Here is a 20,878-nt window from a genome sequence, read left to right as displayed (position 1 = left end):
GGTCCCTCCCCCCCTCCCACCCCGGGCGCCCGGTGTCTACCGCGGGGGGGTGGCCCCCCCCCCCCCCCCCCCCCACCCCGCCCACCCAAGGCGACCACGCGCCGTCGGGCATGACCACGGCTCTACCCCGCGAAACCAGGGCTCTACTTCGCGCAACCACGGCTCGGCCTCGGCCGACCAGGGCTCTAACTCGCGCGACCAGGGCTCTAGCTCGGCACATCGTGCGGTCGGTGCGGGTCAGCGGTCGGGGGTCACCTCGGAGCGCCGGGCGGCCTGCTGGCCCGCGGAGCCCGCGGCGGTGGGGAGGGGGCGGGTGGCGCCGACGACCAGCAGGCCGACGACCACGGGCACGGCGATCACGAGGAGCGCGGCGCGGTAGCCGACGTGCTCGGCGAGGAACCCGATGAGGGGCGGGCCCATGAAGAACGCGGAGTAGCCGATGGTCGCGACGACGCTCACGCGCACGGCGGCGCGCGCCGGGTCGTCGGAGGCTGCGCTCATCCCGACGGGGAAGCCGAGCGCCGCGCCCATGCCCCACGCGACCACGCCGAGCAGCGCGAGCCAGATGCTCGGCGAGAGCGTGAAGAGGAGCAGCCCGACGAGGGCGAGCGCGGCGCCGAGCCGTAGCACGGTGACGCGCCCGTAGCGGTCGAGCAGGCCCGTGCCGAGGAGGCGCATCCCGGTCATGGCCGTGAGGAACACGGCGAGGCCGACGGCGCCCATCGCGTCGGACGTCTCGAAGCCGTCGACGACGGCGAGGCTGACCCAGTCGTTCGCGGCGCCCTCGGTGAGCGCGGCGGCGAGGACGACGAGCCCGATGAGGAGCGTGCGCGGCTCGGTCCACGCGCTGAGCGCGCCGCGCGCGTTCTCCGACGCGGTGAGTGGTGTGCCGCTCCCGGCCGCGGCGGCGGGGTCCGCGCCCGCGGCGTCCTCCGACGCGTCGACGACGGCGTGGTCCACCTGCCCGGCCGGGAGGAAGAACCGCACGCACCACAGCACGCCGAGGAGGCTCAGCACGACCGCGGCCGTGAGGTGCGCCTGGACCGGGACGTGGAGCGCGGCCATGAGGGCCCCGACGCCGGCGCCCGCCATGGTGCCGAACGAGAAGCCGGCGTGGAAGCGCGGCATGATCGCCTTGCCGAGCCGCTGCTCGACGGCGGCGCCCTCGAGGTTCATCGCGGCGTCCCACACGCCCGTGCCGATGCCGGCGAGGAAGAGCCCGGCGCGCACGACGACGTCCTCCCCCGCGGCCACGCCGGTGACGGCGGTGACGAGGCCGACGACGTTGGTCACGGCGAACAGCGTGACGGCCTTCGACGCGCCGAGCCGCTGCACGACCATGCCGGAGAGGGGCAGCGCGAGGAGCGACCCGACGGCCATGAAGAGCAGCAGGAGACCCATCTGCGCCTCGGTGAAGCCGAGCGAGTCCCGGACCGCGGGCAGGCGGGACGCCCAGGTCGCGAAGTTGAAGCCGTTGAGGAAGAAGACCGCGAACACGGCCCAGGTGGCGAGCGCGACGACGCGGCGGTCGGTGCGGGCGGTGGTCATGCGGAGGTCTCCTCGCGGCGGTGCGACGGGCGGGTTCGGGGGCGGCGTGCGGAGGCACGGTGGACGGTGGACGACCCGGTGCGGGACGTCGCGCGAGGTCGGCGGAGCCGGCGGGGGCGGCGTGCGTCGTCGGCCTCGTCCGGGACGGCGCCGGTCGTGCCGTCCTGGTCGGGGTCGCCCGTCCGCTCGGCGGCGTCCGCGGCGACCGCCGCGTCGGTCTCGGGACCATCCTCCACCCCGTGGGGCACGTCGTCGTCCGCACCCGCGGCGGGTCGCGGCGTCCGGGCGGCGAGCGCGGCCGGGGTGCGCAGGGGCGTGACCTGGCGCGCGAGGAGGACGCTGAGGACCATCGCGGCGACGATGAGCACGAGCGCGTGACGCGCACCCATGGCCTCGGCGGCGAGCCCGAGCAGGGGCGGTGCGGCGAGCGACGCCATCGACGCGAACGCGGAGACGACGGACACGCGGCTCGCGGCGCGCAGCGGCTCGTCGGACGCGGCCGCGATGCCGACGGGCACCGCGAGCGCCGCGCCGAAGCCCCAGAGCACGACCCCGGCCCCGGCGAGCGGGAGCGTCGGCGCGAACCCGAAGAGGAGCAGCCCGGCGATCGACGCGACGCCCGAGGCGCGGAGCACGGTGACGCGGCCGAAGCGGTCGATGAGGCGCGTGCCGGCGAGGCGCATGACGGTCATGGCCGCGACGAACGTGCCGAACACGACGGCGCCGACGGCCTCGGTCTGCGCGAACCCGTCGACGACGGCGAGCGAGAGCCAGTCGTTGGCGGACCCCTCGGACAGCGCGGCGGAGAGGATGACGAGGCCGATGAGCAGCGTGCGCGGCTCGCGCCACGCCGAGAGCGCCGCCCCGAGCCGGGCGCCGCGGCGGGCGAGGCGCGCGCGGAGCCCGGCCGTCTCGACGTCGACGACGGCGTCGCCGAGCGCCTCGACCGGTGCCGGGGCGTCCGTCGGCGCGCGCGTCGGGAGCGTGTCGTGGACCGTCGCGGGGATCGCGGCGAGACGCCAGACCATGGCGACCGTGCCCGTGGCGACGAACTGGACGAGCACGGGGACCTGCGCGTGGGCGCACGCGGCGCCGACGAGCGACCCGACGACGGCGCCGATGGAGAACGCGGCGTGGAACTGCGGCAGGATCGTGCGCCCGACCCGCCGTTCGATGCCCGCGCTCTCGACGTTCATCGGGACGTTGCCGAGCGAGAAGGCCATGCCGTTGACGAAGATGCCGGCGGCGAGCAGGGGGACGGAGCCGGTCGCGGGGCCGAGGCCGAGCAGGAGGAACGCGACGCCGAACAGGACCGCGGAGACGGCGAAGGCGACGCGGCCGCCGAAGCGCGTGACGAAGGGGCCGGCGGCGGTGACCGTGGCGAGGGCACCGACGGCGCCCGCGAGCAGCACGACGCCGAGGTCGGCGGGGGTGAGGTCGAGCGCGTCGCGCACCGAGGGGATGCGCGCGAGCCAGCTCGACATCATGACGCCGTTGAGCGCGAAGACGCCCAGCAGGACCCAGCGCGCCCGGGTCAGGGCGCGGGGGTCGGACAGGAGGTCGGTCGGTGACTGCGCAGCACCTCCTCGAATCGATTCGATCCGACGGCCGAGGGTGCGCTTCGAATCGATTCGACGCATGGTCACCAGTGTGCGGGTACGCTGGCCGCGCGTCAATCGAGAATCCCGCGCGCGCGGGAGGCAGGGAGCGTGATGAGCGACACCCCCGGAAGCCGGGAGCCCGCGGCGACCGCCGCGCCGGCCCACCGGCCCACGCTCGCCAAGGTCGCCGAGCTCGCGGGGGTCTCCGTCTCGACGGCGTCGCTCGCCTTCTCCGGTGCGGGGCCGATCACCCCGGAGACCCGGGCCCGCGTGCTCGACGCGGCGAAGGAGCTCGGGTACACGGGTCCCAACCCGCTCGGCCGCCAGCTCCGGTCGGGGCGGTCCGGAGTCGTGGGCGTCGTCGTCGGCGACCAGCTCCGCCGCGCGTTCCGGGACCCCGTCGCCGTCCAGGTGCTCGACGGCCTCGTCTCGACCCTCGGCGAGAACGGCCTCGGCGTGCTCCTCATCCCCGGCATCCCGTCGGACGACCCGGCCCGCGCCGTCGACCCGCTCGTCGAGAGCGCGGCCATGGACGTCGCCGTCCTCGTGTGGGGCGTGGGGTCCGACGACGCGACGCTCGCCGCGCTGCAGCGGCGCGGGGTGCCCGTGGTCATCGGGGAGGGGCGCGCGGTCGAGGGCACCCCGCTCGTCGCGATCCGCGACCGGGTCGGCACGGCCGACGCCGTGCGGCACCTCGTCGACCTCGGCCACACGCGCGTCGCGGAGGTCTCGCTCCCCCTCGACAACTCCGACCGCAGCGGGCCGATCGACGCGCGACGGCTCGCCCAGGTGGACCGCACGCCCACGGCGAACCGGCTCGCGGGCGTGCGGGACGTCGTCGAGCCCGTCGCGAGCTGGGAGACCGAGGCGTCGCTCGTCGAGCACGGCCGCTCCGCGACCCTGGCCCTCCTGGGACGCCCGGGCGCGGACGGGACGACCGAGCCCGCCGACCCCGCCACCCGCCCCACGGCGGTCATCGCCCACTCCGACCTGCTGGCGGCGGGCGCCCTGCTCGCCGCGCGCGAGCTCGGCCTGCGGGTGCCCGACGACGTCTCGGTCGCCGGGTTCGACGGGCTCGACCTGCCCTGGCTCGCCCCGGACGTCCTCACGAGCGTCCACCAGCCGCTCGCCCGCAAGGGCTCCGAGCTGGGTCTCGCCGTCATCCGCCAGCTCGCGGGCGAGAGCCCGACGACCGTCGAGCTCGACGTCGAGCTGGTGGTGGGGACGACGACGGGCCCCGCCCCCACCACCTGACACCGGCGCGTCAGCCGAGGCGACCGGGCTGCAGCGGGTTCGCCCGTGCGGCCGCCAGGAGGTACCAGGACGTCGCCCCGACGTGCTGGACCTGGAAGTACCCGAACCCGAAGCCCGAGTCGATCAGGCTCGACGCGGCGACGACGCCCGCGCGTTCCGGCAGCGCGGCGCCGCCGATCGTCTGACCGGCCCCGACGCCCTCCTGCACGCCCTGCACCTCGCGCAGCAGGCCGTCCGCGCGGACCCGGTCGTCGTCCCGCTCGCAGCCGCGGCGCCCCCGCCGGCGGTCGTCGCGGCCACCGCGCCCGCGCGCCCCGCGGTCCGCGAGCGCCGACGCGAGCTGCGCCGTCCCCTCCAGCCACACGCCCTGCTGGTGGACGGGCAGCCCGTTGTACGACGCCGTCGACGTCAGGCTCCCGCTCGAGAACGTCACGCCCTCGACGACCGCCCCCGCGGGGAGCTGTGACACGCCCTCGCCCGCGACGTCGCGCGCGGCCAGCGCATCGTCCGCCCAGTCGAGCGCGCGGGCGTAGCGCCGCTCGCGCAGCGCGAGCCAGCCCCACGTCTGCGGGTCGAGCGGGAGCGGGTCCCGGTTGATCTCGGTGCCGTCGTTCGTGCCGGTGTACAGGTAGCCGCCGTCGGGCTCCCACATGCGGTCGACGAACGCGCGGGCGTGCTCGGCGGCCCGATCCCAGCGCCGGTCGCGCGTCACGGACCCGAGCTGGCGGAAGAACGCGACGCAGTCGATGTTGTGCTCGGTCGAGCCGTTGGGGATCGGGACGTTCGCGCCGTCGACGCCGAACGAGAACCCGCCGAGGGGAGCCTGCGACCACGTGTTCGCGACGATCCACTCGCCGATCCGCAGCGCGGCGTCCCGGTAGCGCCGCTCGCGCGTCACCGCGTGCAGGTGCAGCAGCGCGATGCCCGGCCAGGCCATGTCCCCGACCGCCGTCCCGAGGAAGCCGAACTGCCACCCGACGTTCGCCGTGCCGTCGGGCAGCACGAGCCCGTGCTCCTGCGGCGTGCCGTCGTAGAAGGTGTACGGCCCGACGTTGTACGCCTGGCGCAGGCGGCCGTCGTCGTGGTCGGGGTCGTTCTCGAGCGCGAACACGAGGCCGTCGCCGAGCGCCCGCGCCCGGTCGAGGTGTCGCCGGCCGGCGGTGAGCGTCGCGAGGATCGCGAGGGCGTTGTCGTAGACGAACGCCGTGGAGAACAGGCCGAGCTGGTCGGCGTACGACTGGGCGATCCGCGGGCCGGGGTTGACGTCGGGGTACGCGTCGGTCGCCGCGGCGAGGAAGCCGTGGGCGCGCTGGACCGACGCCGCGCGGCCCCGCGCCGGGCTACCGGCTGTCTGCCCGACGGCGCCCGCCGCCGCAGGCAGGGTCGCGCCCGGGCGGGCTGCCGCCGGGGTCGCGGTGAGACCCGCGAGCGCGAGCGCACCGCCGAGCGCGAGGACGGCGCGGCGGTCGAGCCCGCGCGGAGGCGCGGGCGTGGGGTCGTGATCGCGAGGTTCGTGGGGTGCGGGTCGGCCACCGTGCTGGGTCATGAGCGTCTCCTTCGACGTCGTGAGGGGCGCGACCCACCGTAGTGGGAGCGTTCCCATGGCGAAAGGGGGCAGGCCGTGGCGAACGATGTCGAATCGTGCGCCCCACCGCCGCGCGAGACTCAACCTTCCGGGGGCGTCGTGCGTGTGACAGTCATGACCGTGGACGCGATCGCCCTCTCGGCCGACGACGAACCCGACGAGAGCCCACCCCCCGACGCCGTCCTCCCCGTGGTGCGGGCCGCCACGTCGCACGAGCAGGAGTTCAGCGACTTCATGGCGAGCGCCGCGCCCCGGCTCGCACGCACCGCGTGGCTGCTGTGCGGCGACGTGCACCTGGCCGACGAGCTCGTCCAGCAGGCCCTGACCCGCACGTACCTGCACTGGCGCGCGGCGCGGGAGCGCGACCCGTACGCCTACGCCCGCCGCACGCTCGCGAACCTGCGGGTCGACACGTGGCGGCGACGACGCCGGGAGGTGCTCGTCGCCCCGCCCGACCTCCCGGAGACCGCGAGCGACGCCCGGGCCGACCAGCACACCGAGCGGGACGTCCTCGTCCGCGCGCTCGCGACGCTCACGGCCCGCCAGCGCCGCATCGTCGTGCTGCGCCACCTCGTCGGGCTGAGCGAGAAGGAGGTCGCCGACGACCTCGGCGTCTCTGTCGGGACCGTGAAGTCCACAGCCTCGCGGGGGCTCGCCCAGCTGCGCTCGGTCCTCGGCGCCGCCGATCCCGCCGACGCACGGGGCCGCGCGCAGTGGCCTGCCCCCGCGCCGCACCCCCTCTCCACCGACCGGACCGACAGGAGGCAGCCATGACCGGCACCCTTCCGACCGACGACGAGACGTTCGCCCACGCGCTGCGCGCGCGGGTCGACGCGCTCGCCCCCCGCATCGACGTCGACACCGACCGCGTGCTCCCGACGGCCCGCCGCGGCCGACGACGGCGCCGCACCGTCGTCTCGGGCCTGTGCGCGCTCGCGGTCGTCGCCGGCGGGGTGGGCGCCGCGAGCTACTGGGCGGAACCCAGTCCCACCCACCCGTCGCAGCTCGCCCCGGCGAGCGGCGGCGACGCCACGGCCCTGGGTCCTGACGGGAGACCGCAGGGCAACGGCCCCTCCGACGGGCCGTACTGGCGCGTCCGGACCCTGACGACCACGACGAACACGACCATCGACGGACGGACGGAAGAGAGCACGCAGGGCATCACGTACTGGACCGCCCGCGACCCGGAGGGCGACTCGTACCGGGCCTTCGAAGGGGTCGAGGCCCTGGACCCCTGGCCCGGCTCGACGTTCGGGTCGCTCGTCGTCGACGGGGAGCTCGTCCGGCTCAGCTGGGACGCAGCCGCCACGCTCCCGACGGACCCTGCGGAGCTCGACGCGCTCCTGCGCGACAGCATCCGCGCGGAGCTCGGGTCGGTGAACGAGGACGCGCTCGCCCAGAAGACGTGGAACCTCCTCAAGAGCGGGCCCACGTCGCCCGCCGTGCGCGACGGGCTGTGGGCGACGCTGACCGGGCTGACGGGCAGCACCCCGCTGGGTGCCGTCCAGGACACGCTGGGTCGCGCCGGGGAGGGCCTCGAGTGGGTCGGCGAGGACCAGAGCAACCGGATCGTGCGCTTCGTCTACGACACCGCCGAGCACCGGCTCCTCGAGCTCACCTTCGACGTCGACCTCAGCGCGTTCGGCAACGAGCCCACCGACGACGACCCGACCGCGGGGACGAGTGACGAGGGTGCCGCGCTGCAGCACGTCGTGGATCGCACCACGTACCTCGACGAGGGCGAGGTTGCCGGGCCGCCCCCCGAGAGCGGCGGCCCCGACTGCTGGAAGACCTGCTGAGTCCGCGCGAGACGACGAGGGCGCCGTACCCGGCCGGGTGCGGCGCCCTCGTGGCGTCAGGAGCACGGTGTCGCCCGCCCGGGGCGACGCGGTCAGAGGCGGACGACGGCCTGCGTCTTGCCGAGCACGCGCGCGCCCTCGGACGTGACCGTGAGGTCGACGCGGACGGTGCCGGCGTCGGCGTCGATCACGCCGACGGTCCCGGTGACCTCGAGCGTCGCGACGCCGGGGTTCGGCACGGGCACGGGGCGCGTGAAGCGCGTCTGGTAGTCGACGACGGCGCCCGGGTCCCCGGCCCAGTCCTCGACCAGAGCGACGGCCGCGCCCATGGTGAACATGCCGTGCGCGATGACGCCCGGCAGGCCGACCTCGGCCGCGAAGGCGTCGTTCCAGTGGATCGGGTTGAAGTCGCCGCTCGCACCGGCGTAGCGGACGAGGCGCGCGCGGTCGACCTCGACCGTGCGCGTGCCGATCACGTCGCCGACGGAGAGGTCCGTGAGGACGGGGCGGGTGACGTCGGTGCTCATGCGCCCTCCCCACGGACGGCGAGGGTGGAGGTGACGGTCGAGACCGGCTCGGTGCCGCCGTCGGGCAGGACCGCGGCGATCTCGCAGCGCGTGGTGACCATGGCGAGGCCGGCCCGCTCGACGATCGAGTCCACGTGCAGCACGGTCACGAGCTCGTCGCCCGCGACGATCGGCCGGTGGTGCGTGAAGCGCTCGTCCGCGTGGACGACGCGCGAGAAGTCGATGCCCGCCTCGGGATCCTCGATGAGCTGCCCCTCCGCCCGCTGGGCGACGACGACCGCGAAGGTCGGAGGTGCGACGAGGTCCGGATAGCCCGCACCCCGCGCCGCCACGAGGTCGTGGTGCACGGGGTGGGTGGCGCCGACGGCGCCCGCGAACTCCCGCAGCTTCTCGCGTCCCACCGAGTACGGCGCGTTGGCGGGGTACTCGCGGCCGACGTAGGCCAGGTTGACGCTCACTGCGGTGCGCGGGCGCGGAGCCGGAGGCTCAGCGGGTCTCGCGGTGCGCGGTGTGCTTGCCGCAGCGCGGGCAGAACTTCGCGAGCTCCAGGCGGTCCGGGTCGTTGCGACGGTTCTTCTTCGTGATGTAGTTGCGCTCCTTGCAGTCCACGCAGGCCAGCGTGATCTTGGGGCGAACGTCAGCGCTCTTGCTTGCCACGGTAGTGAGCCACCTCTCGCGCCTCCGGAGGGCGCATGTGCTGTGCAGGTCGCACGACGCCGGCCGTCGTGCGAGGTTGTCGAAAGTGGTAGCGGAGGCGGGGATCGAACCCGCGACCTCACGATTATGAGTCGTGCGCTCTAACCATCTGAGCTACCCCGCCGCGTGACTGAACGCGAGGTCGTCTCGCCAGTATTCCAGCAAGACGACCCCGCGTCACCACAGAGCCCCGAAAGGGAATCGAACCCTTGACCTTCTCCTTACCATGGAGATGCTCTGCCGACTGAGCTATCGGGGCAGCGCGGAAAACTTTACACGGAACACGGCGTCGAACGAAATCGGCGCCGTTCCGCCGTTCCTGGGCCCTCCAGCACCGCTCGCCGCCGGCGTCGCACGCCGTCCGACGGCACCGGACGGCGCAGCGCGCCGGGAGAGCCGGTGCCGACGACGACTCCGGGCAGACGACGACGGGGCGCCACCCGTGGGTGGCGCCCCGTCGCTCCGGTGGCAGGTGAGGGATTCGAACCCCCGAAGGCTGAGCCGTCTGATTTACAGTCAGATCCCTTTGGCCGCTCGGGCAACCTGCCGTGTGGAGTTGTCGCACGCCGAGAGCGGCTGCACCAGGTGCAGCCCCTGCCGTGCGGGCGTGCCAACGATACAGCCCGACCGGACCAGGTGCGAAATCCGCGTGTGGGCACCCGTCCGTACAGTGATGCGGTGACCCACCCCGCCCCCGCGCCGGACCACCTCCCCGGCACCGGGACCCCCGGCCCCGCGCCCACCGGCGCACCGTCCTCGCCCGCCCCGGCCGCGCCGTCCGCCCGCCCGCCCGGCGCCCCCGCCCCGACCGACCGCTGGGGCCTCCTGCTCGGTGCCGGCGCGTTCTTCCTGTGGGGCGCGATGCCCCTGTACTTCCCGCTCCTGGTGCCCGCGGCGCCGCTCGAGATCATCGCGCACCGGGTCGTGTGGAGCCTGCTCTTCTGCCTCGTGCTCCTCGCCGCGACGCGCCAGCTCGGCGGGTTCGTCACCGCGCTGCGCACCCCACGCCCGCTCGGCGTGCTCGCCGTCGCGGCCGTCCTCATCGTCACCAACTGGACCGTCTACGTGTACGGCGTCCTCAGCGGCCACGTGCTCGACGCCGCGCTCGGGTACTTCATCAACCCGCTCGTCACGGTCCTGCTCGCCGTCGCCGTGCTGCGCGAGCGGCTGCGCCCCGCGCAGTGGGCGGCCGTCGGCATCGGCGTCGCCGCCGTCGTCGTCATCAGCACGGGCGCGGGCGGCCTGCCGTGGATCGCGCTCGCGCTCGCGGCCTCGTTCGGCCTTTACGGCCTCGTGAAGAACCGCGTGGGCCGCACGGTCGAGGCGCTCCCTGGCCTCGCCGTCGAGACGGCCGTGCTCACCCCCGTCGCCCTCGCGTACCTGGTCTGGCTGGGCACGACCGGCGCCGGCACGTTCGGCGCCGAGGGCACCGGCCACGCGCTCCTGCTCGCGTCCGCCGGGATCGTCACGGCCCTGCCGCTGCTCCTCTTCAGCGCCGCCGCGCGACGGCTCCCGCTGAGCGTCGTCGGGCTGCTGCAGTACCTCGGCCCGGCGCTGCAGTTCCTGGTCGGCCTCCTCGTCTTCCACGAGCCCATGTCGCCGACCCGGTGGGCCGGCTTCGCGCTCGTCTGGGCCGCGCTCGTCGTGCTCTCCGTCGACGGGCTGCGGGCGGCGCACGCGACGCGTCTCGCGACCCGAGCCTGAGCCCGCTCGACTACGGTGGGACCCAGCACCCGTTCCGGCCCGAGAGAGGACCACCCATGGCCGACTCCTCGTTCGACATCGTCAGCAAGGTCGACCGCCAGGAGGTCGACAACGCGCTGAACCAGGCCGCCAAGGAGGTCGCGCAGCGCTACGACTTCCGCAACGTCGGTGCCTCGATCGCGTGGAGCGGCGAGAGCATCGTCATGGTCGCCAACTCGGCGGAGCGCGTGCTCGCCATCCTCGACGTCTTCGAGACCAAGCTCATCAAGCGCGGCATCTCCTTGAAGTCGCTCGACACGGGCGACAAGGAGCCCAAGGCCTCGGGCAAGGAGTACCGCCTCGCGGCGACCCTCAAGGAGGGCCTGTCGAGCGAGAACGCGAAGAAGATCACCAAGATCATCCGCGACGAGGCGCCCAAGGCCGTCAAGACCCAGATCACGGGCGACGAGGTGCGCGTGACGAGCAAGTCGCGCGACGACCTGCAGACCGTCATCGCGCTGCTCAAGAGCGCCGACCTCGACGTCGCCCTGCAGTTCACCAATTACCGGTGAGCCTCCCGCGGGTCGTCGCGACGGACCTCGACGGCACGCTCCTGCGCTCCGACGGGACCGTCTCCGACCGTACGCGCGCCGCGCTGCGCGCCAGCGAGGACGCGGGCGTCGAGGTCGTGTTCGTCACGGCGCGCCCGCCCCGCTGGCTCGGTCAGCTCGCCGACGTCGTCGGCGGGCACGGGCACGTCATCTGTCTCGGCGGCGCGGCGGTGTGGGACCTGGCCACCGCGAACCCGCTCGACGTGTGCGGCTTCGCCGCGGACGAGGCGGCCGCGCTCGTCACCGACCTGCGGGCCGCCGTGCCGGGCGTCGCACTCGCGTTCGAGAGAGTCGACGGGCCGACGTTCGACCCGGGCTTCCGCTCCACCCCGGACGACGACGCGGACGTCGTCGCCGTGGTCGAGTCGACGCTCGCTGCGCCCGGTGCCGGCACCGGCACCCGGTGGCCCGTCGGCAAGATCCTCGCGCGGGATCCCGGCGCGCCGGTCGAGGACGCCCCCGCGACGCAGCCCGTGGTCGTCGCGGACGGGCAGACGACGGCGCAGGAGGGGTTCTTCGCGCGCGTGCGCGGGGCCGTCGGCGACCGCGCGCACCTCGCCTACTCGGGCGCCGCGGGCCTCGCCGAGCTGCTCGCCCCCGCCGTGACCAAGGACGCCGCGCTCGCGCGCTGGTGCGCCCGGCTCGGCGTCGACGCGCGGGACGTCTGGGCGTTCGGGGACATGCCCAACGACCTGCCCATGCTGCGCTGGGCGGGCCGCTCGTTCGCCGTCGCGAACGCGCACCCCGACGTCCTGGCCGCGGCGACCGACCGCACCGCCGCGAACGACGACGACGGCGTCGCCGCCGTCCTCCTCGACGCGCTGGGGGTCAGCGCGCCGGGCGGCGCCTCCGCGCCGTGACCGCCAGCCCGACGTGGAGGGCGACCGCGGCGTACGCGGCGAGCAGGCCGACCCAGCCCTGCGCGAGCGCCTGGTCGTCGAGGACGCGCCACGTGCCGACCCCCGCCCCGACGGCGGTGAAGACCCCCACGACGACGTAGAGCGCGGTCTCGCGCGCGACCGGGCCGGGCGCGCGCCGCGTCAGCGCGAGACCGACGGCCGCCGCCAGGCACACGAGCCCGGAGACCGTCACGGCCGTCACGACGTCGTCGACGATCCACCCCCGCCCGTGCCGCTGCCGCAGGACGAGCGCCGGGCCGCCGAGCGCGAGGAGCACGAGGGCGAGGTCGCGCGCGAGATGCGTTCGGCGGCGGGGCACGGGGTCATCGTGCCACCTGCCCCGCGCGTCGGCGCTGCGCGTCTGCCGCGCCCGTGGCCCCGCCCGGCACGCCAACCACGCGCCCGTCAGTGGTAGGTGATGCCGCCGTAGCCCGGGCCGTGCCCGGCCATCGTCTCGAGCCGCTTGATGCGCTCCGCCATCGGCGGGTGGGTCGCGAACATCTTGGCGACGCCGGCTCCCCGGAACGGGTTCGCGATCATGAGGTGCGAGACGTCCACGAGGTCGCGGTTCTGCGGGAGCGGGGCCCGTTGCGTGCCCGCGTCGAGCTTGCGCAGCGCGGACGCGAGGGCGAGCGGGTCGCCCGTGAGCTTCGCGCCGTCCTCGTCGGCGTCGTACTCGCGCGTGCGGGAGATGGCGAGCTGGATCAGCATCGCCGCGACGGGCGCGAGGACGACCATCGCGATCGCCGCGAGCGGGTTGCCGCCGCGGTCGCGGTCGCCCCCGAAGATCAGCAGGAACTGCGCGAGCGAGGTGATCACCCCGGCGAGCGCGCCCGCGACCGACGACGTGAGGATGTCGCGGTTGTACACGTGCATGAGCTCGTGCCCCAGCACGCCGCGCAGCTCGCGCTCGTCGAGGAGGCGCAGGATGCCCTCCGTGCAGCACACGGCCGCGTTCCTCGGGTTGCGGCCCGTCGCGAACGCGTTGGGCGCCTGCGTGGGCGAGACGTAGAGGCGCGGCATCGGCTGGCGCGCCTCCGTCGAGAGCTCGCGGACGATCCGGTACATGGCGGGCTGCTCGAGCTCGCTCACGGGGCGCGCGTGCATCGCGCGGATCGCGATCTTGTCGGAGTTCCAGTACCCGTAGAACGTCGTCACGAGCCCGATGCCGACGAACAGCCACAGCAGGTTCGCCCTGGCGCCGAACAGCGCCCAGAGGCCGAGGACGATGGCCCACATGACGCCGAACAGGCCGGCCGTCTTGAGACCGTTGAAGTGCTGACGCCCCACGCTGTGCTCCCTTCCGCGCCCCGGGCACCCGCGTGGTCCGCCGGGCACCCGACGGGCGCCGACCCCGTCGACGCCCACCTGATGAACGCCCGAGGCGACCGTCCCGTTCCCGGGCACGACGACGACGGCGCCCCACCCGGAGAGGGTGGGGCGCCGTCGTGCTCAGGGGCTCGGGCGCGACCGGCGGGTCAGCCGACCTGCGACTCGCCGCGCGCCACGCGGATCATGTCCTCGCGGGGCACGACCTTGATGCGCTCGCGCCCGTGCGGCTCGCCGAGGGAGCGCTCGTACGCGTCCAGCAGCTCCCAGCCCGACCACTCGATGTGGTCGACGCCGCGCTCGCGGAGGAACTCCACGACGGCCTCGGGGTCGCCGAGCGGGGCGACGCGCCCCGCGGAGAGGTCCGCGGCCGCCACGTCGCCGCCGTCGCCCGCACCGGTGACGTCCTCGACGAGGTGGCGGACCGTCTCGGAGGCGTCCGACTTGGTGTGGCCGATGAGGCCGACCGGCCCGCGCTTGATCCAGCCGGTCGCGTACACGCCGGGGATGTGCTCGCCGTCGATGTCGATGACCCGGCCCTCGCGGTTCGGGATGACGCCCTTGAGCTCGTCGAAGGGGATCTCCGGCAGCGGCGACCCGAAGTAGCCGACCGCGCGGTACACGGCCTGCACGGGCCACTCGTGGAACTCGCCCGTGCCGGAGACGGTGCCGTCGCCGTTGAGCTGCGTGCGCTCGGTGCGCAGCGCCTCGACCTTGCCGTCGCCGAGGACGGCTGCCGGGGCGTGGAGGAAGTGCAGGTGCAGGCGGCGCGAGGCCGTGTTCTCGCTCGGGTCCTTCAGCGTCCAGTCCGCGAGGGTCTTGACGACCTGCTTGGTCTGGTTCGACGAGCTGATCGCGGCCATCGAGCCCTCGTCGAACTCGAAGTCCTCCGGGTACACGATGACGTCGACGTCGGGGACGTGGCCCAGCTCGCGCAGCTCGAGCGGCGAGAACTTGGCCTGCGCCGGCCCGCGGCGGGCGAAGACGTGCACGTCCGTGACCGGCGAGGACTTGAGGATCTCGTAGACGTTGTGCGGGACCTCGGTCGGCAGCAGGTCGTCCGCGTGCTTGGCGAGCACGCGCGCGACGTCGAGCGCCACGTTGCCCGCGCCGAGGACGGCGACCTGCTGCGCCTCGAGCGGCCACGCGCGCGGGACGTCCGGGTGGCCGTCGTACCAGGACACGAAGTCGGCGGCGCCGTACGAGCCCGGCAGGTCGATGCCCTCGATCGGCAGAGCCGCGTCGCGGATCGATCCCGTGGAGAAGATCACCGCGTCGTAGTACTGGCGCAGGTCGTCCAGCTTGAGGTCGACGCCGTAGTCCACGTTCGCGAGCAGGCGGATGTCACCGCGGCTCAGCACCTTGTGGAGCGCCACGATGATCTGCTTGATGCGCGGGTGGTCCGGGGCGACGCCGTAGCGCACGAGGCCGAACGGCGCGGGCAGACGCTCGAACAGGTCGATGCTCACGTCGAGGTCGGTCTTGGACAGGATGTCCGCGGCGTAGATCCCGGCGGGACCAGCGCCGACGATCGCGACGCGCAGTGGACGGATGCTGCTCACAGGACGGTGCGCCTTCCGGTCGAGGACGGGGGTCTCTCCCGCGCGGCCGACGGGCCGTTCCGCGTCGACCGGTTCGGGTACCGGCCGCAGGAGACCTCTCGATTGTACGACTGGGGTGAGGGTTGCCTCACTCGGACCCTCTCCTCCATGACCAGGGTCTCACCGGTCTCGCCAGGTGGATACCTCGTCTTGTGATCCGGGCGAATGTAACGCTCGGATCAGCGGTCGATCCGGAGGCTGTCCTGCACCGCGCGGATCTCGTCGGCGGCCCACGGGTGCTGCAGGAGCGTGCACGTCCCCGTCGTCTGGACGAGGTCCGCCACCGGCCCGCGCGGGACGACGACCGTCCGCACCGACTGCACGAGCACCGCTCCCCCGCCGCCCTTGAAGGACGCCTCGACCCATCGCCCCGGCAGGCCGTCCACCTCCACGTCGCCGCCGTCGAGCTGGCGCAGCCGCGGCAGTGGCTTGAGCTTGCGCAGCACCTCGGCGTGCGCGTCGTCGAGCGTCTGCTCGGCCCGGATGCGCGAGACGACGACGATGACGTTCGGGTTGAACTCCCCCTCCTCCACCTCGCGCCCCAGCGCGAGCGGCAGGGCGACGTGCGGCAGCGGGACCCAGCGGTCCGGCGCGTCGACCCGCACCCCCACGCTCGCGGGGAAGTCGTCGCTCGGGTAGCGCAGCACGGCCATGCGTCAGGTCCTCTCGTCGCTCTCGTCGCGCTCCGACGGGGCGGGGGCGCGCCAGCAGTCTCGCAGACCCGTTGCGTCCGCGATCCCCGGCGGCCGCGGCCGTGACCGCCCGGCCCCGGACACACCGAGGGCGCGGGACCCGTCCTGGGTCCCGCGCCCTCGGTGGAGCTCAGCGGATCAGCTGTTCGAAGCCTGCTCCTGCTGCTGCGCGTTCTGCGTGGCCTTCTGGCCCGCGTCCGTCAGCGTCTGCGCGACGTTGTTGAGCTGCGTCTGCGCGGCCGGCCAGTCGCTGCCCTTGAACTGCTGGGCGTCGGGGCCCTCCCACGGCACGCTCTGGATCTGGGAGTTCAGGTTCTGCATGGTCGTGCGGATCTCGTCCGCCTTCTGCTGCAGCGTCTGACCGAGCCCACGCAGCTCCTCGACGTTCGCGCCCCACATGCCACCAGCCATGGTGTTCTCCTTCTGTGTCTCGACCCCCACCCTGCGTGGACGTCGTCCCGTTGTCGATGGCCTTACTCAACCATCGGCCCGCGAGCCCCGTCGATGGGGAGGTGTCCCCATGAGGTCCCCGCGGGCGTCACGTCGCTACCGCGGGAGCGCGACGTGCAGCTTGCGCGCCCTCCCGGAGACGACGAGGAAGCCTCGTCCCGGCGGGAAGTCCGCGCGCCGGATCCGGCCGAGACCGGTCCCGAGCAAGGTGTCGCCGTCGAGGTCGCCCGGCGTGAGGAGCAGGCCGCTGCGTCCGGCCTTGAACGGCTGCGCGATGGCCCACGCCTGCCCCCAGGTCGACGACTCGGCCTCGCCCACGACGAGCTGCTCGGCACGCGTGGCGGCCCGCACGAACGCGACGAGCGGCTGCTCGGCCGGCGTCCCCGTGAACTCCGTCACCGACTCGACGAGCACGGTGAGCGCACCGGGACGCAACGACCCGCCGTCGAGCGCCTGCGTGAGCGACTCGAGGAGCGTCACGACCTCCTCGGGCGACGTGGCCGCCGTGTCCCACACGTCGAGCGCCGAGATGCTGGTACGGCGCGGCGAGAGGTACACGACCCGGCCCGCGCGCGCCCGGCGCACGGCCTGGGCGATGGTGACGAGGGCCGTCGTGCGACCTCCCCCGGGCGGGCCCGAGAGCATGAACGTCCCCCGGGCGGGCAGCGCCACCGGGGCGATGTCGAGGTCGTCGAGGCCGATCGTCGGCCGACCCCCCGTGACCTCGGGCAGCGTGTCCAGCGCGAAGCCGTCGGGCAGCCGCTCGACGCCCGGCGCCTGCTGGATGCCGAGGCGCGTCATCGCGTCGCGCAGCTTGCCCAGCTCGCGCGCCTGCAGCGCCACGTTCGGGTCGCCGCCCAGGACCGCGATCTGGACCTCGTTCTCGTCGAGCACGCCGCGTCCGGGCGGGGACGTGAGCGACAGGACGTCCTTGGGGACACCGAGCGTCAGGTAGTCGTCCTCGCTCGCCAGGCGCAGCACGAGCCGCTTCTGGATCGTCGACCCCAGCGACGTCGGGACCGACGCCGCCCGGTCGCCCGCGACGACGACGTGCACGCCGACCTGGCGGCCGTCGGTCGCGATCGCCGTGAACGCGCCCCACACGGGGAACGCGTGCGCGGGCCGGAACTCGTAGGACTCGCGGAACGCGCCGATCCCGTCGACCAGCAGCAGGATGCGCGGCTCGTCGGGAGCGTTCGCGAGGCGGCGGTACTCGTCGAGGCTGCCCGCACGGACCGAGGCGTACCGGGCCGAGCGCTCGTCGACGAGGTCGCGCAGCGTGCGCAGCACGCGCTGGACGCGCTCCTCGTCGTCGCCCGTGATGACCGCGCCGACGTGGGGCAGGTCCTCGAGCATGCGCAGCCCGCTCGCGCCCGCGTCGATCGCGTAGACCTGGACGGGACCGCCGCGCGCCGTGATGGCCGCGGAGACCGCGATCGTCCGCAGGGTCGCGCTCTTGCCCGAGCCGCCGGTGCCGTAGATCGCCATGTTGCCGTCGCGGTCGGGCTCGTAGAAGACCGTGGGCTGCGCCTGGGTCGTCGGGTCGTCCTCCACCCCGAGCAGCAGCATGGTGTCGGTGCGGGGGTTGGGCAGGCGGGCGAGGTCGTACGTCGGGGCGAGCTCGGCCAGCCACGGCTTGCGCGGCATCGGGACCGCGGCCTCCGTCGCGGCCCGCGAGATCGTCGACACCACGCGGGCGATGTCGTTGGGGCCCGGGTCGGTGACCTCCTCGACCTCGGGCTCCGGCAGCTCCCAGCGGATGTCGGAGCCGAACGCCATCTCCTGGATGTCGATGCGCGACCGCTCGGGCTGCGACGTCGTCCAGCCGCCCGCGTAGCCGGTCTGGAACGGCGTGATGCGGCCGGGGCCGGTCTTCACCGCGCCGCGGCCCGGGATCGACGGGTCGAAGTGCGCGGCCATCGGGATGCCGAGGATGTCCGTCGAGTCGTCCTCGTCCGCCATGCGCAGCGCGACGCGCAGGTTCGTGTTCGCGCGCAGGTTGTCCTTGATGACGCCGGCGGGGCGCTGCGTCGCGAGGATGAGGTGCAGGCCGAGCGAGCGACCGCGCTGGGCGACGTCCACGACGCCGTCGACGAACTCCGGGACCTCGTTGACCAGGGCGGCGAACTCGTCGACCACGATGAGCAGGCTCGGCGGCGCGTCGGGGTCGCCGGTCCGCTCCAGCGAGGCCAGGTCCTTGGCCTTCTTCCGGTTGAGCAGGTGCTCGCGGTAGCGCAGCTCTGCGCGCAGCGACGTCAGGGCGCGGCGCACGAGGTGCGGCGACAGGTCGGTGACGAGGCCGACGGTGTGCGGCAGGTTGACGCAGTCGGCGAACGCCGCGCCGCCCTTGTAGTCGACGAACAGGAACGTCACGCGGTCCGGGCTGTGGGCGGCGGCCATGCCGAGCACCCACGACTGGAGGAACTCGGACTTGCCGGCGCCGGTCGTCCCGCCGACGAGCGCGTGCGGGCCCTGCGTGCGCAGGTCGAGGTAGAGCGGCTCGGTGCCCGAGTGCCCGACGAGCCCGCGCAGGTTCGTCGGCGCCTTGCGCCGCACGGGCGGGGACCCGTCGCGCGGGGTCAGGGAGCCGTTCTCGCGCCACGCGTCGATGAGGCGGGACGGGTCCTCCGCCAGCGCCGTGCCGGCGAGCGTGAGGTAGGAGACCGAGCGCGGGAGGTCGGAGTCGTCGTCGACGGGCGCGCCGACGTCGACCACCGGGGCCAGGATGCGCGCCACCTCGTGGGCCGTCGCGAGGTCCACCGTCTCGCACGCCACCGGGAACGACAGCCGGCCCACCCGGACCTCGCCGCTCGTCGCGCCCGCGGTGGCGCCCGGCGCGGCGCCCGCCGCGTCGACGGTGTCCACGAGGACGAACGTGCGGCACGCGGCAGGGAGCTGCTCGACCGAGGGGGCGACCCAGACGACGTGCACGCCCGCGTCCGCGCCGCGCTCCACGAGGCGCGTCAGGCGGGAGCGGTCCACCGGGGCGTCGTCCTCGACGAGCACGACGACGGTCGGCAGCACCGGCTTGGGCGTGTCCTCGCCCTCCTCGGGGTCGATCGGCCCGCGCAGCTCGGCGTGCGTGTCGAGGTCGGCCCCGCGCGCCTCGACGAGGTCCTCGAGCTGCGACAGCAGCGCCTGGGCCGCGCCGGGGTTGTCGGCGAGGTGGTCGCCGCCCAGCGGGCTGTGCGGCGACCCGGTGTGCGGCAGCCACTCGAGCCACTCCCAGTCGGCGCGCGAGCGCTGCGACGTCATGGCCGCGAGCACGAGCTCCGACGGCGAGTGCAGACCCGCGAGCTGGACGAGGATCCCGCGCGCGACGGCGTCGACCGCGGACCCCGCGCCGGCGACGCCGAGCGCGCCGTCCGTGCGCAGGCGCGCGACGACCGGGACGCCGGAGATCGTCGCGCACTGGGCGTGCAGCTTCTCCAGCTCGTTCCAGTACTCCGGCAGCGTGTTGTTCTCGCCCGGCTGCTCGAGCTGGGTGCGCGACGGCGCGGCGCCGAGCCCGATGCGGACGGAGAGGAACGCGTCGTGCTCCGGGCGGTGCGTCCACATCAGCCCGCCGAGCCGCCGGACCGCGTCGACCGTGTCGCCCACGGACGGGGCCTCCGAGAGGCGCACCGCGCGCTCGACGGCGTGCGTGCGGTCGATCGTCTCGCGCATCGCGACGACGCCCGCCTCGAACTGCTCGCGCTGCGCCTTGAGCTTGCGCTTGGCCTGGACCTTCTGGTCCAGGTAGTTGCCGAGCATGAGGATCGGGCTCAGCCCGACGAAGACGATGGACAGGATGTTGTGCGTGACGGAGTAGAGGATCGCGCCCATGAGCAGCGGCGCGACCATGGCCAGGTAGGGGAAGCGCTGCGGCTCCGGCGGCTGCGGCGGCTTGGGCGCCTTGAGCTTGCGCTCGGGGAAGCGGGCGACGACGCGCGGGGACCGGTTGAACTCCACGACCGGGCTCGTCGGCGCGAGGCTCGTCGTGCGGTGGAGCGCGACGACGGACACGACCGTGCTGCCGATCGTCACCGTGTCCGACGACGTGAGCGTCGAGCGCGTCATGCGCTGCCCGCCCATGACGAGGCCGTTGGCCGAGTTCGTGTCCGTGATCTCGATCGTCTCGCCGACCGTGAGGCGGGCGTGCCGCTTGGAGATCTGCGGGTCGCTCAGCCGGATGTCCATGTTGCGGTCGCGGCCGAGGTAGCTCGTCCCGACGGGCAGCGGGAACTCGCGCCCCGCGTCGGGACCCTCGAGCACGCGCAGGACGGCGACGGCCGCGCCGCGGTCCTGCCCGGGGGCGTCGAACTGCTCGGAGACGCGCACGATCGAGACCGTCGACCCGGACCGCAGCCCCGCCTCCGTGAGGTCGCTCGTCGGCGAGAGCACGCGACCCTGGCCCGAGCCCGACGGGGCGGTCCCGACCTGGAGCGTGAGCCGGTCCGGGACGGCGGTGCCCGACCGGGTGGGGTCGCCCGCGAACAGCGCCTCGGCGACGTCCCGCACGGTGGCCGTCGCGTCGGCAGTGACGGCGACGTTGGTCGTGCTGGCGTCGGGGCGGTGCAGCGTGAGCTTGATTCGCACGAAGTTTCCTGTTCAGGTCCGGGGA

Annotated in this window: 18 protein-coding genes and 3 tRNA genes; 6 read left to right on the top strand and 15 right to left on the bottom strand. The window is 74.3% G+C overall.

Translation table 11 applies throughout. From position 1 onward, the window contains the following. Window positions 1-237 precede the first annotated feature (237 nt). Entirely contained in the window at window positions 238-1,548 is a 1,311-nt protein-coding gene (locus tag ACZ402_RS03040; protein WP_375822289.1) for an MFS transporter, read from the bottom strand. Beyond that, window positions 1,545-3,188, bottom strand: a complete 1,644-nt coding sequence (locus tag ACZ402_RS03035) for an MFS transporter (RefSeq protein ID WP_375822290.1) — start codon at window positions 3,186-3,188, stop codon at window positions 1,545-1,547. Before ACZ402_RS03035 ends, ACZ402_RS03040 begins: the two co-directional genes overlap by 4 nt. A gap of 72 nt (window positions 3,189-3,260) precedes the next feature. Between ACZ402_RS03035 and ACZ402_RS03030 the strand changes: the two genes are divergently transcribed. After that, complete coding sequence (locus ACZ402_RS03030; protein WP_375822291.1) at window positions 3,261-4,403, top strand: LacI family DNA-binding transcriptional regulator; 1,143 nt, start codon at window positions 3,261-3,263, stop codon at window positions 4,401-4,403. Between the two features lie 10 nt (window positions 4,404-4,413). Here ACZ402_RS03030 and ACZ402_RS03025 read toward each other — a convergent pair whose 3' ends face one another. Continuing rightward, window positions 4,414-5,949: a Tat pathway signal sequence domain protein gene (locus tag ACZ402_RS03025; protein ID WP_375822292.1), complete on the bottom strand. Its 1,536-nt coding sequence runs from the start codon at window positions 5,947-5,949 to the stop codon at window positions 4,414-4,416. Window positions 5,950-6,108: 159 nt separating this feature from the next. Between ACZ402_RS03025 and ACZ402_RS03020 the strand changes: the two genes are divergently transcribed. Beyond that, window positions 6,109-6,762, top strand: a complete 654-nt coding sequence (locus ACZ402_RS03020; protein WP_375822293.1) for a SigE family RNA polymerase sigma factor — start codon at window positions 6,109-6,111, stop codon at window positions 6,760-6,762. Next, window positions 6,759-7,787, top strand: a complete 1,029-nt coding sequence (locus ACZ402_RS03015) for a hypothetical protein (protein ID WP_375822294.1) — start codon at window positions 6,759-6,761, stop codon at window positions 7,785-7,787. The genes ACZ402_RS03020 and ACZ402_RS03015 overlap by 4 nt, the downstream gene beginning before the upstream one ends. A 92-nt stretch (window positions 7,788-7,879) precedes the next feature. Here ACZ402_RS03015 and ACZ402_RS03010 read toward each other — a convergent pair whose 3' ends face one another. The 6 genes from ACZ402_RS03010 to ACZ402_RS02985 all read right to left on the bottom strand — a co-directional run bounded on the left by ACZ402_RS03010 (window position 7,880) and on the right by ACZ402_RS02985 (window position 9,558). After that, a complete protein-coding gene (locus ACZ402_RS03010) occupies window positions 7,880-8,314 on the bottom strand; it encodes a MaoC family dehydratase (protein ID WP_375822295.1) in 435 nt (144 codons plus the stop codon). After that, window positions 8,311-8,772 carry an FAS1-like dehydratase domain-containing protein gene (locus ACZ402_RS03005; RefSeq protein WP_375822296.1) on the bottom strand — a complete coding sequence of 154 codons (462 nt, stop codon included), beginning with the start codon at window positions 8,770-8,772 and terminating at the stop codon, window positions 8,311-8,313. The genes ACZ402_RS03010 and ACZ402_RS03005 overlap by 4 nt, the downstream gene beginning before the upstream one ends. A 28-nt stretch (window positions 8,773-8,800) precedes the next feature. Then, on the bottom strand, window positions 8,801-8,971 hold the full coding sequence (rpmG, locus tag ACZ402_RS03000) for a 50S ribosomal protein L33 (RefSeq protein WP_021482899.1): 171 nt from the start codon (window positions 8,969-8,971) through the stop codon (window positions 8,801-8,803). Window positions 8,972-9,057: 86 nt separating this feature from the next. Then, window positions 9,058-9,134: transfer RNA gene (locus ACZ402_RS02995), tRNA-Met, on the bottom strand. Window positions 9,135-9,196: 62 nt separating this feature from the next. After that, a tRNA-Thr gene (locus tag ACZ402_RS02990) sits at window positions 9,197-9,269 on the bottom strand. A 207-nt stretch (window positions 9,270-9,476) separates the two neighbouring features. Continuing rightward, window positions 9,477-9,558, bottom strand: a tRNA-Tyr gene (locus ACZ402_RS02985). A gap of 130 nt (window positions 9,559-9,688) precedes the next feature. Here ACZ402_RS02985 and rarD point away from each other — a divergent pair. From rarD to ACZ402_RS02970, 3 genes are read left to right on the top strand one after another with little or no spacing between them, the layout of a single operon-like run. Beyond that, window positions 9,689-10,714, top strand: coding sequence for an EamA family transporter RarD (rarD, locus tag ACZ402_RS02980; protein WP_375822297.1), 1,026 nt, complete (start codon window positions 9,689-9,691; stop codon window positions 10,712-10,714). Window positions 10,715-10,770: 56 nt separating this feature from the next. Beyond that, window positions 10,771-11,265 carry a YajQ family cyclic di-GMP-binding protein gene (locus tag ACZ402_RS02975; RefSeq protein WP_375822298.1) on the top strand — a complete coding sequence of 165 codons (495 nt, stop codon included), beginning with the start codon at window positions 10,771-10,773 and terminating at the stop codon, window positions 11,263-11,265. After that, window positions 11,262-12,164 carry an HAD family hydrolase gene (locus tag ACZ402_RS02970; protein ID WP_375822299.1) on the top strand — a complete coding sequence of 301 codons (903 nt, stop codon included), beginning with the start codon at window positions 11,262-11,264 and terminating at the stop codon, window positions 12,162-12,164. Before ACZ402_RS02975 ends, ACZ402_RS02970 begins: the two co-directional genes overlap by 4 nt. Here ACZ402_RS02970 and ACZ402_RS02965 read toward each other — a convergent pair. The 6 genes from ACZ402_RS02965 to ACZ402_RS02940 all read right to left on the bottom strand — a co-directional run bounded on the left by ACZ402_RS02965 (window position 12,133) and on the right by ACZ402_RS02940 (window position 20,853). Next, window positions 12,133-12,522, bottom strand: a complete 390-nt coding sequence (locus ACZ402_RS02965; RefSeq protein ID WP_375822300.1) for a hypothetical protein — start codon at window positions 12,520-12,522, stop codon at window positions 12,133-12,135. The two genes, ACZ402_RS02970 and ACZ402_RS02965, sit on opposite strands and share 32 nt — an antisense overlap. A gap of 86 nt (window positions 12,523-12,608) precedes the next feature. Continuing rightward, on the bottom strand, window positions 12,609-13,493 hold the full coding sequence (htpX, locus tag ACZ402_RS02960) for a zinc metalloprotease HtpX (RefSeq protein WP_353707777.1): 885 nt from the start codon (window positions 13,491-13,493) through the stop codon (window positions 12,609-12,611). A 188-nt stretch (window positions 13,494-13,681) separates the two neighbouring features. Then, window positions 13,682-15,094, bottom strand: coding sequence for an FAD-dependent oxidoreductase (locus tag ACZ402_RS02955; RefSeq protein WP_375822301.1), 1,413 nt, complete (start codon window positions 15,092-15,094; stop codon window positions 13,682-13,684). A gap of 218 nt (window positions 15,095-15,312) precedes the next feature. Continuing rightward, window positions 15,313-15,786, bottom strand: coding sequence for an LpqN/LpqT family lipoprotein (locus ACZ402_RS02950; RefSeq protein ID WP_375822302.1), 474 nt, complete (start codon window positions 15,784-15,786; stop codon window positions 15,313-15,315). Window positions 15,787-15,963: 177 nt separating this feature from the next. Then, window positions 15,964-16,236 (bottom strand): WXG100 family type VII secretion target, encoded by a 273-nt coding sequence (locus ACZ402_RS02945; RefSeq protein ID WP_021482523.1) that lies wholly within the window; start codon window positions 16,234-16,236, stop codon window positions 15,964-15,966. 135 nt (window positions 16,237-16,371) lie between these two features. After that, the gene (locus tag ACZ402_RS02940; RefSeq protein ID WP_375822303.1) at window positions 16,372-20,853 is read right to left on the bottom strand and encodes an FtsK/SpoIIIE domain-containing protein; all 4,482 of its coding nucleotides are present in this window, start codon (window positions 20,851-20,853) and stop codon (window positions 16,372-16,374) included. Between the last annotated feature and the right edge of the window lie 25 nt (window positions 20,854-20,878).

It is taken from the genome of Cellulosimicrobium sp. NPDC030954 (assembly GCF_055571305.1).
Note: the sequence above shows the minus strand (reverse complement) of the source record. Positions and strands in the feature narration are given on the sequence as shown.

Bases quoted from the DNA above. Each gene is read 5' to 3' on its own strand.
- ACZ402_RS03040 (WP_375822289.1), bottom strand. From the start codon at position 1,548: ATGACCACCGCCCGCACCGACCGCCGCGTCGTCGCGCTCGCCACCTGG.
- ACZ402_RS03015 (WP_375822294.1), top strand. From the start codon at position 6,759: ATGACCGGCACCCTTCCGACCGACGACGAGACGTTCGCCCACGCGCTG.
- ACZ402_RS03035 (WP_375822290.1), bottom strand. From the start codon at position 3,188: ATGCGTCGAATCGATTCGAAGCGCACCCTCGGCCGTCGGATCGAATCG.
- ACZ402_RS03030 (WP_375822291.1), top strand. From the start codon at position 3,261: ATGAGCGACACCCCCGGAAGCCGGGAGCCCGCGGCGACCGCCGCGCCG.
- ACZ402_RS02975 (WP_375822298.1), top strand. From the start codon at position 10,771: ATGGCCGACTCCTCGTTCGACATCGTCAGCAAGGTCGACCGCCAGGAG.
- ACZ402_RS03025 (WP_375822292.1), bottom strand. From the start codon at position 5,949: ATGACCCAGCACGGTGGCCGACCCGCACCCCACGAACCTCGCGATCAC.
- ACZ402_RS02950 (WP_375822302.1), bottom strand. From the start codon at position 15,786: ATGGCCGTGCTGCGCTACCCGAGCGACGACTTCCCCGCGAGCGTGGGG.
- ACZ402_RS03010 (WP_375822295.1), bottom strand. From the start codon at position 8,314: ATGAGCACCGACGTCACCCGCCCCGTCCTCACGGACCTCTCCGTCGGC.
- ACZ402_RS02945 (WP_021482523.1), bottom strand. From the start codon at position 16,236: ATGGCTGGTGGCATGTGGGGCGCGAACGTCGAGGAGCTGCGTGGGCTC.